At 62.4% G+C, this 12,865-nt stretch carries 15 protein-coding genes; 5 read left to right on the top strand and 10 right to left on the bottom strand.

Annotation, left to right across the window (positions count from 1 at the left end; genetic code table 11):
* Positions 1-30: 30 nt before the first annotated feature.
* A complete protein-coding gene (locus tag QWE_RS07970) occupies positions 31-426 on the top strand; it encodes a DUF779 domain-containing protein (protein WP_006725594.1) in 396 nt (131 codons plus the stop codon).
* Here QWE_RS07970 and QWE_RS07965 read toward each other — a convergent pair whose 3' ends face one another.
* From QWE_RS07965 to lgt, 7 genes are all read right to left on the bottom strand, one after another.
* Positions 427-1,281 (bottom strand): hypothetical protein, encoded by an 855-nt coding sequence (locus tag QWE_RS07965; RefSeq protein ID WP_006725593.1) that lies wholly within the window; start codon positions 1,279-1,281, stop codon positions 427-429.
* Positions 1,282-1,427: 146 nt separating this feature from the next.
* Positions 1,428-2,360 (bottom strand): ribose-phosphate pyrophosphokinase, encoded by a 933-nt coding sequence (locus QWE_RS07960; RefSeq protein WP_006725592.1) that lies wholly within the window; start codon positions 2,358-2,360, stop codon positions 1,428-1,430.
* Between the two features lie 152 nt (positions 2,361-2,512).
* A complete protein-coding gene (locus QWE_RS07955) occupies positions 2,513-3,298 on the bottom strand; it encodes a hypothetical protein (RefSeq protein WP_006725591.1) in 786 nt (261 codons plus the stop codon).
* Between the two features lie 143 nt (positions 3,299-3,441).
* Positions 3,442-4,593, bottom strand: coding sequence for a M24 family metallopeptidase (locus QWE_RS07950; protein ID WP_006725590.1), 1,152 nt, complete (start codon positions 4,591-4,593; stop codon positions 3,442-3,444).
* Position 4,594: 1 nt separating this feature from the next.
* Positions 4,595-5,389, bottom strand: coding sequence for a peptidoglycan editing factor PgeF (gene pgeF / locus QWE_RS07945; RefSeq protein ID WP_006725589.1), 795 nt, complete (start codon positions 5,387-5,389; stop codon positions 4,595-4,597).
* A gap of 132 nt (positions 5,390-5,521) precedes the next feature.
* Positions 5,522-6,622 (bottom strand): class I SAM-dependent methyltransferase, encoded by a 1,101-nt coding sequence (locus QWE_RS07940; RefSeq protein ID WP_006725588.1) that lies wholly within the window; start codon positions 6,620-6,622, stop codon positions 5,522-5,524.
* A gap of 9 nt (positions 6,623-6,631) precedes the next feature.
* On the bottom strand, positions 6,632-7,480 hold the full coding sequence (gene lgt, locus QWE_RS07935) for a prolipoprotein diacylglyceryl transferase (protein ID WP_006725587.1): 849 nt from the start codon (positions 7,478-7,480) through the stop codon (positions 6,632-6,634).
* A gap of 190 nt (positions 7,481-7,670) precedes the next feature.
* On the opposite strand from lgt, the gene QWE_RS07930 reads away from it, so the two are divergent.
* The 4 genes from QWE_RS07930 (at position 7,671) to QWE_RS07915 (ending at position 10,035) form a co-directional block, all read left to right on the top strand.
* Positions 7,671-7,931 (top strand): accessory factor UbiK family protein, encoded by a 261-nt coding sequence (locus tag QWE_RS07930; RefSeq protein ID WP_006725586.1) that lies wholly within the window; start codon positions 7,671-7,673, stop codon positions 7,929-7,931.
* A gap of 441 nt (positions 7,932-8,372) precedes the next feature.
* Positions 8,373-8,873, top strand: a complete 501-nt coding sequence (locus QWE_RS07925; protein WP_006725585.1) for a type III secretion system chaperone family protein — start codon at positions 8,373-8,375, stop codon at positions 8,871-8,873.
* A 2-nt stretch (positions 8,874-8,875) separates the two neighbouring features.
* Positions 8,876-9,694 (top strand): pyrroline-5-carboxylate reductase, encoded by an 819-nt coding sequence (proC, locus tag QWE_RS07920; protein ID WP_006725584.1) that lies wholly within the window; start codon positions 8,876-8,878, stop codon positions 9,692-9,694.
* Entirely contained in the window at positions 9,691-10,035 is a 345-nt protein-coding gene (locus QWE_RS07915; protein WP_006725583.1) for a tRNA-binding protein, read from the top strand. The genes proC and QWE_RS07915 overlap by 4 nt, the downstream gene beginning before the upstream one ends.
* A 40-nt stretch (positions 10,036-10,075) precedes the next feature.
* Here the strand turns inward: QWE_RS07915 and QWE_RS07910 are convergent, their stop codons facing one another.
* The 3 genes from QWE_RS07910 to QWE_RS07900 are packed head-to-tail and all read right to left on the bottom strand — an operon-like array spanning position 10,076 to position 12,729.
* Positions 10,076-11,458 (bottom strand): ATP-binding protein, encoded by a 1,383-nt coding sequence (locus QWE_RS07910; RefSeq protein WP_006725582.1) that lies wholly within the window; start codon positions 11,456-11,458, stop codon positions 10,076-10,078.
* A gap of 43 nt (positions 11,459-11,501) precedes the next feature.
* Positions 11,502-12,203, bottom strand: a complete 702-nt coding sequence (locus QWE_RS07905; protein WP_006725581.1) for a response regulator — start codon at positions 12,201-12,203, stop codon at positions 11,502-11,504.
* A gap of 1 nt (position 12,204) precedes the next feature.
* On the bottom strand, positions 12,205-12,729 hold the full coding sequence (locus tag QWE_RS07900; protein WP_006725580.1) for a MarR family winged helix-turn-helix transcriptional regulator: 525 nt from the start codon (positions 12,727-12,729) through the stop codon (positions 12,205-12,207).
* Between the last annotated feature and the right edge of the window lie 136 nt (positions 12,730-12,865).

Genomic DNA, 12,865 nt, shown 5'->3' with positions numbered 1-12,865 from the left:
AGATTTAGCGGGCCTGCTGGAGGAATTTTGATGAATACAGACACCGGCCAACTCCGCGTGGTCGCAACCGACGCCGCGCTGGCGTTTCTTGCCGAAATCCAGAGGGATTATCCCGACATCCTCTTTCACCAGTCCGGAGGCTGTTGCGACGGGTCTTCGCCGATGTGTTATCCGGCGAGCGACTACCGGGTGGGCGAAACGGATGTGAAGCTCGGCGAAATCAGCGGCGTGCCATTCTATATCAGCGGCAGCCAGCATGCGGTCTGGGCGCATACCCAACTGATCATCGACGTGGTGCCTGGCAGGGGCGGCATGTTCTCGCTCGACAACGGACGCGAGCGGCGTTTTCTCACGCGCTCGCGGCTGTTTGGGGGTGGCGAAGCCTGCCCGCTGCCGGAGATGACGCGTCCTTCCGGCAGCACTTGATCAGCGCAGGCCGACGGCCTCGCAGGCGGCATCGATGACTGCAAGCTTGACGGCCTGCGTGGCGAGGTATTCCTGCAGGAAGTCGCGGGAAATCCACATGGTCGAGCGACCGCGATTGCCTTCCCAGCCGACACTGCCGATCGCTTCTGCTTCGCGCAGCTTACGCGTCAGATGGGTGCGGGAGAGCCGGAAATTTTCCGCAAGCTCCGGCACGGAGCGCACCTGCGTGGGCACGCGTTCGACTGCCGGATCGACCGGGTCGACCCCGACCATCAGCCAGTCCATGACGATGCCGCCATTGTTCAGCCAGGTGAACAGCGACCAGGTCTTGGGCGGTGTGCGGATTTCCTGCGAGACCATGGCGCGGCGGGTGATCTCGGGATGCAGCCGGGCGAGGATCGTTTCGTCCGCCTCGAAGGCATCCAGCCTGTTGCCGCCGTCCAGCCGGTCGAGGCTGGTCAGATGAATGAAGACCCAGTGGCGGGTCGCCGCGATCGTGATCGGTGCAGGTACGAAGGGGCGGTTGCGGCGGTCGGGCGTCTGGCCGTGCCGGGCGATGCCGTAGACCAGCATCTCCTTGATGAAGGCGTCCGCGGTGTTGACCGAAGATATGCCCAGTGTCTTTACCTGTTCCAGGAAGCGGGCCATCAGAATGACGGGTTCCGGATTGCCGCGGGCGACCTCCTGGAAATAGTGGCTCATCGCCAGATGACCCAGCAGCCAGCGTTGCTGAGTCCCGAACACCGCAGCGAGCCTCGGGCTTTCCTCGTTGACGCGCAGCAAGGCCCTGGACTGGTCCTGGACCGTTTCATGCAGATCTGGATTGGCCAGAAGTCGTTCAACCGAGAGAGCCATCAACTCACGCGCAAAAGCCGGGGGTGCCGGGTCCGAAAGGAAGTATTGCGGGCGAAGCTGTATGCAAAGCAAAGACCGCGTGCAAGTGGCTGTGACACCGCTCACATCGCTTTGTCGGTCTTAATCTTAACTGTTAAGGATCGGTCTCAGTCGAACAGACTGGAGACCGACTCTTCCTGGCTCGTACGGTTGATTGCTTCGCCGAGTAGCGTCGCCGTCGAGAGCACGCGAATGTTGTGCGCCGACTGGACGGCCGTAGTTGGCTGGATCGAGTCGGTGATCACGAGCTCGCGCAGCTTGGAGGAGGCGACACGTGTCACGGCACCACCGGAGAGCACGCCATGGGTGATATAGGCGGTCACGCTGGTCGCGCCGTTCTTCAGAAGCGCTTCGGCCGCATTGCAAAGCGTGCCGCCGGAATCGACGATATCGTCGATCAGGATGCAGTCCTTGCCGGCGACCTCACCAATGACGTTCATCACTTCGGATTCACCCGGACGATCACGGCGCTTGTCGACGATTGCCAGCAGACAGTCGAGGCGCTTGGCAAGCGAACGGGCACGCACCACGCCGCCGACGTCAGGCGAAACGACCATGACGTTGTTGGTGTCGTACTTTTCCTTGATGTCGCGCGCCAGGAGCGGCACGGCATAAAGATTGTCCGTCGGAATGTCGAAGAAGCCCTGGATCTGACCGGCATGCAGGTCGAGCGTCAGAACGCGGTCGGCACCAGCCTCGGTGATCAGGTTTGCGACCAGCTTTGCCGAGATCGGCGTGCGAGGACCGGGTTTTCGGTCCTGGCGGGCATAGCCGAAATAGGGAAGAACGGCCGTGATGCGGCGTGCCGAGGATCGACGGAAGGCGTCGATCATGATCAGCAGTTCCATCAAGTGGTCGTTCGTCGGGAAGGACGTCGATTGAACGACGAACACGTCCTCGCCACGCACGTTTTCCTGGATCTCTACGAAGATTTCCTGGTCTGCGAAACGGCGGACGCTGGCCTTGCCGAGTGGTACGTTGAGATAGGAGCAGATCGTTTCGGCCAGTTGCCGGTTCGAATTACCTGCGAAAACCTTCATCTTGGCCCGCCTGTTACCATGCTGAGATGCGGGCTTTTTAGCGCCCTTCCCCCTGAATGCAAGAGGTTTGGACGGCAAGGCCCATATTTTCGGTTGATGCGCCAAATGGGGCGCATGATTTGCGGTTTTACAGGGCGGATGTCACTTGGGCGTCAACCCGCGCGAGTGTTCCGCCATGATACATATTCGGCCATGCTCTTGGTCGCGATCTGCTGCATGACGGAGGCCGGCACGCCAGCCCAGGGGTCCTGCGCACCCGATGGCACGACCTCCTGGCCCTGGATGCGATGCAGCCGTCCGCCGCTGCCATCGAGGACATCCCAGACATAGGTGACCGTGACATTCCCGCCATCGGAGAAGGCGGAGAAGTAGCCCTTGAGGATGTGCTCGCTCGAAGCGTCGCTGGCACTCTTGATGGTGAGGCCACGGGCACGCGCCTCGGCGCCGAGCTGGCGGGAGAGTGGCGTGACCGCCTGAACCGGTGCGCCGATGATCGGCAGGAAGCGGATGCTGCCCGTCGATTGTGCGGCCGGGGGCAGGGCTGCCTGCTGGGACTGTGTCGCCTGTGGAGCAGGCTGAGCGGGTTGCGTTGCCTGTAGGGTGGTGGCCTGCTGCTGTGGGGCACTGGGGAACGTCTGTTCAGGCGCGCCATCAAGCGGTGCGGAGGCCACGGGATTGCGGCCGCCCTGTGCCAGAGCTGCCGCCTGGGCCTCCAGTGAATTCTGCGGGCCGCGCACTGGCTCGGTATAAACGCCGGGCTGGCCGAGCGGTGCACTTTGAACCGGCTGAGTGCCGCCTGCCGGGGCTGCAAGCTCCTGGGAATAGGTCTGCGGCAGACTGCCATTGCCGACATCGGCCGGGGGCGTCAGCACATCCGTGCTGTTGCAGCCCGAGATCAGCGCCAGCAGGCAGAGGATGCCGGCGAGCTTCGTGGTCATCCTGCGAGAACATCTCACCACGGCGGGTCCTTCCGCTTCGATCCTGTCACAATTAATGTGACTAGCATGGTTAGCCTGTCAATTCCCTGAACAGACAGGCAAAACCGTGCCATCCCCTCGACAAAGGCTTACCGCGAGCTCCGTCAGACGCTGATCAGGTCGAGCGGATGGCGCGAGAGGGCGCGCGGGCCGGCTTCCGTCGTCAGGTAGGTATGCCCGATGGTCATCGCCGCTTCCTTGTCACTGTCCATGATGATCATGTGCACGAAGACGGTCATGTCGGCTGCGATCTCCAGCGGGTTGCCGGCGTGGAACATCTGGTGCTCCATCCAGGACGGCGCGAAACGGGCGCCGACCGAATAGCCGCAGGCATTGAAGCGATGCCGGGTCAGGCCACGGTCGTCCATCACCTTGGCATGGGCGTCGAAGACTTCGCCGAAGGTGTGACCGGGGCGCAGTACCTGTTCGATTGCCCGCATGCCCTCGGTTGCCGCTGTGAACAGTTCGCGGTGCCGCGAAGTGGCTTCGCCGATCAGGACGGTGCGCAGCATCGGGGCATGATAATGGGAGGCGACGCCGGCCCATTCGAGCGTCAACTGGTCGTTGGCGGACAGCTTTCGGCGACCGGATTTGTAGCGGCAGAGAAGCGCATCGGCGGCCGATCCGATGACGAAGGGATTGGCCGGATAATCGCCGCCGCCCGCCAACACCGCCGACTGCATGGCGGCGAGGATCTCCGCTTCGTCGGCACCAGGCCCGATCAGGGGCAGTGCGGCGTCGAAGGCGAGGTCGGCCAGTTCAGCAGCCTCGGTCACCTTGGCGATCTCGGCCGGCGACTTTACCAGGCGGAGATTGCTGACGAGGTAGGAGGCATCCACAGCTTCGCAGAAATTGTTGAGCTGGTTGTCGACGAGCCGTGCGACGCGACCGGTCATCCCATGGGTGTCGTATTCGACGCCGACGCGCATGCCGAGAAGATCGAGATCGCTCAAGAGGTTGCGCAGATCGACGGCAGGGTCGGCATTCATCCGATCGACCCAGACGACGATGTTTTCGATCGTCGAGGTCTGCTTGGCCTGACGCAGGTCGGGGGTCCGGGTGAGCAGCGTCAGGCTGCCGTCTGCCTTGACGACCAAGGTCTGGAAGAAGCAGTAGCCGAAGGTGTCGTAGCCGGTCAGCCAATACATGCTCTCTTGCGCGAAGAGCAGCAGAGCGTCGAGCTTTTCCTCGGCCATACGGGCCATCAGGCGGGTGCGACGAGCGGAGAATTCGCTTTCGGTGAAGTGCAGGGCCATCTTATTTCTCCATGATCGCGATCGCGGATATCTGCCGCCCATAGTCGGGTTCGCCCGCATGGGTCGTCCGGCGATAGGAATAGAACGTCTCAGGCGCCGCATAGGTGCAGTGGCCGGTGCTGTCGGCGATGACGCCAGCTTGGCTTAGGCGCATGATGGTCAGGCCGGGCAGGTCGAACATCGCGTGGCCGGGCTTGGACGAGGGGGTGAAGAAGGCCTCGAATTCCGGATTGGCGGCGAGGAAGCGGTCGACGAATTCCGGACCGACTTCGTAATTGTTCTGGGAGATCGAAGGGCCGAGGGTCGCCCGGATCGCCTCGCGGCGAGCGCCGAGCGCGATCATAGCGTCCACGGTGTTTTCAAGAACCCCAGCCAGTGCGCCCTTCCAGCCTGCATGGGCCGCACCGATCACCCGGTTCTCAGGGTCGGCAAACAGGATCGGGCCGCAATCGGCGGTCAAGACGCCGAGCACCACGCCCGGGCTTGCCGTGACTTGGGCATCAGCCTCTGGCCGGCTGCCGTCATAATTGTCGCCGACCACCACGACGTCGGGCGAATGGACTTGATGGGCGGTGGCAAGCCGTTCAAGCGGCAGGCCGAACCAGGCGCTGACGCGGCGGCGGTTCTCGCGCACCCGGTCAGGGTCGTCATTCGAGCCGATGCCGACATTGAGGCCGCGATAGATGCCTTCCGAAACGCCGCCGTCACGGGTGAAGAAGCCGTGGCGGATGCCGGCTGCAGTCGTGGCGTCGAGGCTTTCTGCGGTGATGGGGCGTGGCTGGTTGGCTGTGCTCATGATCGGTCTCCTGAGCCTTGGCAAATCACGCGTATGCAATGCGGATACTGCGAAACGATTGGATTCAATCGGCTTTCTTCAAAATCAAGCCGTCTGGAACGGGCGCGATCGTGCAGATCGCACCCCGTCCTGTCAATGCTTGGACTTGAATGGCAACAAGTGGACGACAGGCATGGAGACCGCCATGACCTTGAACAGCTCGCCCATGTAGCCGTTGCCGGCGCCGGCGAGGCGATGCACGGCCTCGACGATTTCGGCTTGCATCTTCTCGTCCTTGTCGCGACCGAGCGAGGCTGCGCGCTGCTCGATGCCGAGCCCGACGAGGAAGTCACCCTGATGCATGCAGCCGTTCAGATGCACGCCGGCGGCAAGGGCAGTGCGGGCGAGGTTTTCGAAGTCGACATGGCTGGTGAGATCGGCGAGCCCCGGATGGGCGAGCGGCGGATCGTACTCATGGGCGCGCACCGCCTGGAGTGTGTCGCCGAAATTGGTGACCATGTGGCCATAGTCGATGATCAGCGCGGTGCCGTGACTGTTCTTCAGGCGCTCGCAGATCGTCAGCATCACCGACTGGCGGGCAGGGGCCACCTCGAAGATTTCGCCATCGGCAGCCGCATCGGCACCCTGCGGCAGCATGGACGGGTCGAGCGTCGCGACGCCGAGCGTGAAGCACAGTTCGTCACCGTCGTCGATACCGACCATGCGTTCGCGAAAACCCTCTGCGGTCTTGACGAACTGGCGGATGGGGATCGCATCGAAGAGTTCGTTGGCTGCGAGCAGGGTGAACCCCTCAGGTACGCCGTCGAAGCTTTCATGCCAGGAGACCTTGTCGCCGTGGCTGGAGAGCGTTTCCATCTGGGTGAGTTTCAGGAGCGCGCTTGTTTCGACGAGGTGGACGGTGGCCGTTTCGTAAAGTTCCGGCGCTGTGCGGGATATCACCCTCAGCATGTCGGCCATCATCGTGCCGCGGCCAGGGCCGATTTCGACGAGGCGCACGTCGCGCGGTTCGCCGTGGCGCTGCCAGGTGTTGACCATGAAGATGCCGAGCATCTCGCCGAACAGCTGGCTGATCTCGGGTGCCGTGACGAAATCGCCGGCACGGCCGAACGGATGGCGGGTGCGATAATAGCCGTGTTCGGGGTCGGCGAGGCAGAGGGCGAAATAGTCCGTGATGCTGATCGGGCCATTGGCTGAGATCAGAGACTTGATCTTTTCGGCGAGCGGTGTGGCCATCTTGGCTCCTCAGCCTTGGGTCGCGGGGGTCTGACGCCCCGACCGCACGAAAATCCAGATCCCGATCAGCACCATCGGCAGCGACAGCACCATGCCCATGGTCAGCCAGCCGCCATAGAGATAGCCGAGCTGGACGTCGGGCTCGCGGAAGAATTCGACGAAGATGCGGGCCGAGGCGTAGCCGGCAACGAAAATGCCGGTGATGCGACCGGGCGCGCGCAGGGCGCCGAATGCGCGGGCAAGGATCTGCAGCACGATGAGCAGGACCAGACCCTCGAGTGCTGCTTCATAGAGTTGGCTCGGATGGCGGGGGAAGGGGCCTCCGGTTGGAAAGGCCATCGCCCACGGCACATCGGCCGGCCGGCCCCAAAGTTCGCCGTTGATGAAGTTTGCGATGCGCCCGAACAGCAGACCGAGCGGCACGACGCTGGCGACCAGATCGAAGAGGCTCCACAGGCGGATCTGATGTTTCCGGGCGAAGTAGACCATGGCGAGCGTCGCGCCGATGAAGCCGCCATGGAAGGACATGCCGCCGTTCCAGACTTCGATCGCCCGCATCGGATTGGCGGCAACCGAGGCGAAGTCATAGAAGAAGATATAGCCGAGACGGCCGCCGGCGACGACGCCGATCGCGACCCACAGGATGAAGTCGTCGATCTGTTGCAAGGTGGCGGGCGCCTGGCCGTTCGGCCACAGATGCGGGCGCTTCAGGAGATCGCGGGCGATCAACCAGCCGAGGAGGATGCCGGCAACATAGGCGAGGCCATACCAATGGACCGCCAGCGGGCCGATCGAAAAGGCGACCGGGTCGATCGCGGGAAAGGATACGGCGGCGAAAAGGTCCAGAACTGACAACAATGGAGTACTTTCGTTAATGCTGCTGGAAAATGGCGTTGCGAATTGGCACGGTCAAGATGGAATCGAGGCGGCTGCGACACCGTCAACCACCTTTATCTGTCCTTCGCGTCTTGCGTGCCGGCCTGTCTGGTCCTACCTCATCTGCAGTTACCGATTTTCCAGTCCGCAGTCTGCTTGAGAGGAGTTTTCCATGTCGACCGGCCCCAACCGTATTCTCGATGATTTCGCCAAGTTGATGACGGACGCCGCCGGCGCCGCCCAGGGCGTGCGCAAGGAGCTCGAAACGGCGTTCCACGCCCAGGCCGAGCGCTGGCTGAACAATATGGATCTCGTTAAACGCGAAGAGTTCGACGTCGTGCGCGAGATGGCGCTGAAGGCGCGCGAGGAGAACGACGCGCTGCAGAAGCGCATCGAGGCTCTCGAGGCTCAGCTCTCGACCCAGCCGAAGTAACGGCTCTCCCGTTTCGATCTAGCTTCGCGAGACGCCGCAAGGCTTAGGAAGACCCATTGCCTGTGGCTTTGGGTCTTTTTGCATTTTCAGCACCTTGACGGGTGTTGCGTGGACCGGAACCCACGAAAAAATTGCAGCTTGTGGACAGCTGCGAAAAAGCCAATCGGCAGAGTCGCTTATGGGGTGATGCAAAGGCGATTCTGAAAGCGCCATCCACAGGTCACACAGTCAAATATGGCGAAGGGGGCTGGTGCTGGCCCCTCACGATTATACACTGATTTTCAACGATGATTCTGAGCGGGGGCCGCGTAAGTTTCGGACAGGGTGCGTGTTCTACCCTGGGGTCCTTCGGAATCGTTTTCAGTAGTTTCCGGTTCAGGTGTCCGAGTGGCCCGGCGGTTCGCCGGGTGCCCGTATTCATTCCGGTCAAGAAGGTGATGCATGAGCCTCATGGAAATCGAAGTCGAACGCCAATCCAACCCGGTCGACATGATCGAGTTTGTCGCGGCGACCAATGACTGGTCGTTCGAGCGTTCGGGCGAAGACGAAATCGCAATGACTGTCGAGGGGCGCTGGGCCGATTACCATGTCTCCTTCTCCTGGATGGAGGAGTTCGAGGCGCTGCATCTGGCTTCCGCCTTCGACCTGAAGATCCCTGAAAACCGCCTCAACGAAGTCATCAAGCTTCTTTCCTACGTCAATGGCCAGGTCCTGATGGGCCATTTTGACCTGTGGCGGAACGAGGACGTGGTGATCTTCCGCCAGTCTCTGCTGCTCGCCGGTGGTGCCGAGCCGACCAATCGCCAGGTCGAGGTGCTGCTTTCCTCCGCCGTCGATGCCTGCGAAGCCTACTACCAGGCCTTCCAGTTCGTCGTCTGGTCCGGCATGGACGCCAAGAGCGCCATGGATGCCGTCCTGTTCGAGACGGTCGGAGAAGCCTGAGAATGACGGATGCCGCATTCGGACAGATTGTCCTCGTCGGAGCCGGCAACATGGGCGGCGCGATGCTGGCCGGCTGGCTGAAGAGCGGTGTGCAGGGCAGTGCCGTGACGGTGCTCGATCCCGGTCCATCCGACAAGATGATGGCGGCGATCAACGAGGCCGGTGCCCGCTACTCGGCCACGCCGCCGGAAGGTCTGATCGCGGATATTCTGTTTCTCGCCTTAAAGCCGCAAGTGATGGACGCCGTCCTGCCCGGCCTCAAGTCTCTTGTCGGGCCGCAGACGACTGTCGTTTCCGTTGCCGCCGGCAAGACCATCGCCTCGATGGAAGGTCATCTCGGCCAGGCAGCCATGGTGCGCGCCATGCCCAATACGCCTGCTATGGTCGGCCGTGGCGTCACCGGCGCCTTTGCCAATGCTGCCGTTTCCGAAACTCAGCGCGATATCGTTCATCGTCTTCTTCAGGTGTCCGGCCCGGTCGAATGGGTCTCGAGCGAAGCCGACATCAATGCCGTGACCGCCCTTTCTGGTAGCGGACCGGCCTATGTCTTTTACCTCGTCGAGTGCATGGCAGAGGCAGGCCGGAAAGCGGGCCTGCCGGCGGACCTCGCCATGCGTCTCGCACGAGAAACGGTCGCGGGGGCTGGTGAATTGTTGCACCAGTCCCCCGACCCGGCTGCCCAGTTGCGAAAGAATGTGACCTCCCCGGGCGGGACCACAGCGGCGGCGCTTTCGGTGCTGATGGCTGAGGACGGCATGCAGCCGCTGTTCGATCAGGCGATCGAAGCGGCACGCAAGCGGGCCGAGGAACTCGCCCAGTGAGCGGCTCCGAGATCACCTTTGCCGATTTCGAGAAGGTCGACATTCGTGTCGGCACGATCGTAGAGGTCGAGAGCTTTCCGGGAGCGCGCAAGCCGGCCTTCAAGCTGAAGATCGATTTCGGTCCCGAGATCGGCATCAAGAAGTCTTCTGCGCAGATCACCGTGCATTACACACCGGAAACGCTGATGGGACGACAGGTGCTCGGGGTGGTCAATTTTCCGCCCCGCCAGATCGGGCCGTTTCGCTCGGAGGTTCTGACGCTCGGATTCGAGGACGAGAATGGCGCCATTGTGCTCGCGGCTGTCGAGCAGCCGGTACCGAACGGCAAGAAGATGATGTGACCAGGGGCCCTCGGGCCCCTTTTTACTGGCCGAAATGATCTCAGACCGGTACGCGGATGATGGCGCGCAGGCCGCCGAGCGGGCTGTCTTCGAGTGTAACGTTGCCGCCGTGGCTGCGGGCGATGTCGCGGGCGATGGCAAGGCCGAGCCCGGTGCCGGAAGCATCGAGATTGCGGGCTTCATCGAGGCGATAGAAGGGTTTGAAGACATCGTCGCGCGATTCCTTCGGAATGCCCGGGCCGTCGTCGTCGAAAACGATGATCAGCCATTTCGCCGTGTGGCGGGCGTCGATGTCGAGCCTGTGTGCGTAGCGTCGCGCATTGGAGGCGAGGTTGGTCACCAGGCGCGTGAAGGCGTTGGGGCGCACATGGACCAGAGGCTCGCCCTCCAGCGTCCAGGAGAAAGCGCGGTTGTGCAGGCTGAAGTCGGCTGCGACCCGCTCGAAGAGGTCGCCAAGATCGAGCGTGCCGACATCTTCCTCGACCTCTCCCTTGGCGAAATCGAGATAGCCTTCGAGCATGCTCTGCATGTCGTCGATGTCCTGATTGAGGCTGTCGATCTCCGGCCCATCACCGGCGAGCGCCAGCTGCAGACGAAAACGCGTGAGGATGGTGCGAAGGTCATGACTGACGCCCGCGAGCATGGCGGTACGCTGTTCCATCTGCCGTTCGATACGCTCACGCATCAGGATGAAGGCGAGGCCGACGTGTCGCACTTCGTCGGCTCCGCGCGGCGAGAAGTCTTCCGGCGGACGTTGCCCCTTGCCAAAGCTTTCGGCGGCGTTGGCCAAGGCCATGATCGGGCGGATCTGACCGCGCAGGAAGAGGATGGAAATGGCGATCAGCACGAGCGCGGTCGAAACCATCCAGACCAGGAAGATATGGGTGTTGGAAGCATAGGCGGAATTGCGCGGGGCGAAGATCCGCAAGGTCCTGCCGTCGATGACGATGCGGATCTCGACGAGGCGCGAGGTTCCGACCGTGTCGATCCAGAAGGGGCGACGGATCTGCTCGGCGATCTCGTCGGACAGGATCTGGTCGAGGATTGAGAAGAAGGGCCGCGGTCTCGGGGAGGGCAGTTCGGTGCCGGGTTCGATCGAGACCATCAGGCTCAACTTGCTGGCGGCGACATCGGCGATGGTGGCGAAGTCATCGTCGTCAGGATAGCGCTGCAGAAGTTCGATGACGGCTGCGATGTCTCGTGTCACGGCTTCCGACAGTCGCTCCGTGACGAGTTGCCAGTGACGCTCCATGAAAACGAAGGCGACGACGGTCTGCAGGATCAGCATCGGCAGGATGATGATCAGCAGGGATCGGGCGTAGATGCCAGTCGGCAGCCGATGACGCAGCCAGCGGAGGAAGCCTTTCAGGCCGGTCGCCGGGCTACGGTCGTGATCCCGCCGGATCTGATCGAACAGCGTCATGTGCTTACACTTCCTCGGCGCATCGCGCGCCCTTGCCGCAGCCTCAATCCATGCTGAGGCGATAACCGATGCCGCGCACTGTCTGCAGCCAGACGGGGTTGGCGGGATCATCCTCGATCTTGCGCCGCAGGCGATTGATCTGGACGTCGATCGTGCGCTCGCCGACCTCCGCGTCGTTGCCGACGAGTTCGTGGCGCGGGATCGTGTCGCCGGCTCGCGTGGCGAAGAGATACATGATTTCCTGTTCGCGGTCGGTCAGACGGATGACTTCCGCGCCTTTGCGCAATTCCTTGCGCAGCACCGAGAAGGTGTAAGGACCGAACATCACCTGCTCGATCTTCGGCGCGTCGGGATTCATGTTGCGCTTGAGGATATTGTTGATCCTGAGCACCAGTTCGCGCGGATCGAAAGGTTTGGCGAGATAGTCGTCAGCGCCGGCTTCGAGGCCTGCAATGCGGCTGTCGGCCTCGGATCGGGCGGTTAGCAGAATGACCGGCACGCGCTTCTCGTCGGACAGGCTCTGGGTGAGAGAAAGGCCGGATTCGCCGGGCATCATGACGTCGAGGACGAGAAGATCGAAGCTCAGGCCTTCAAGCTTGCGGCGTGCCTCTGCGGCGTCGGCGGCGACGGAGACGCGGAAGCCTTTTTCCGTGAGGAACCGATGCAAGAGGTCGCGAATACGCGTGTCGTCGTCAACCACCAGGAGATGCGGGGCGTCGTCGGTCAGCTCGATCTTCTTCGACACGTCAGTCGGCTCCGTCCGTTTCAAGGGGCTGGGTCACGGTCTGTCTCTGCATGCCGTCCAGGAACCGGCGCACGGTCGCGCGCTCGTCGGCGCTCATGCCGTGCATGGCATGGGCAATGCGGCGCGACTGTGGTTCGGAGAGCGCCAGCGACAGTTCACGTCCGGCAAGCGTCGGGTAAAGACGGCGTTGGCGGCGGTCGGCGGGGCCGGCCATTTGCCGGATATAGCCGCTGTCGATCAGTTCCTTCAGAACCCGGGCAAGGCTCTGCTTGGTAATCTGCAGGATGCCGAGGAGGTCGGCGACCGTCATGCCGGGGCGGCGGCTGACGAAATGCACGACGCGGTGATGAGCGCGTCCGTAACCGAGCTTGGCAAGGATGGCATCCGGATCGGACACGAAATCACGATAGGCGAAAAACAGGCTTTCGATGGTTTCGAAGTCGATCGACTTGTCATCGACCACCGGCAGGTCCGGCAGGATCTTCTTGGCAGTCTTCGTCGCAGACTGTCGGGCCACGCTTCTCATTCCTTTCCTCCGGCGCAGACGCGAGTGCCACCGCCGGTTATTGCCTCATCGCCGAAGGCGACGCTTTTTCGAACGTCGGACATCACAATGTGATCGAGCGTTCATCCTCGTCTCCTTGACGGGGATTGCCGGCAAA

Origin of the sequence: Agrobacterium albertimagni AOL15 (assembly GCF_000300855.1) — a bacterium.
Lineage (GTDB): Bacteria > Pseudomonadota > Alphaproteobacteria > Rhizobiales > Rhizobiaceae > Allorhizobium > Allorhizobium albertimagni.
The sequence above is the reverse complement of the archived record's forward strand: the minus strand, read 5'-3'. Positions and strand labels throughout refer to the sequence as shown.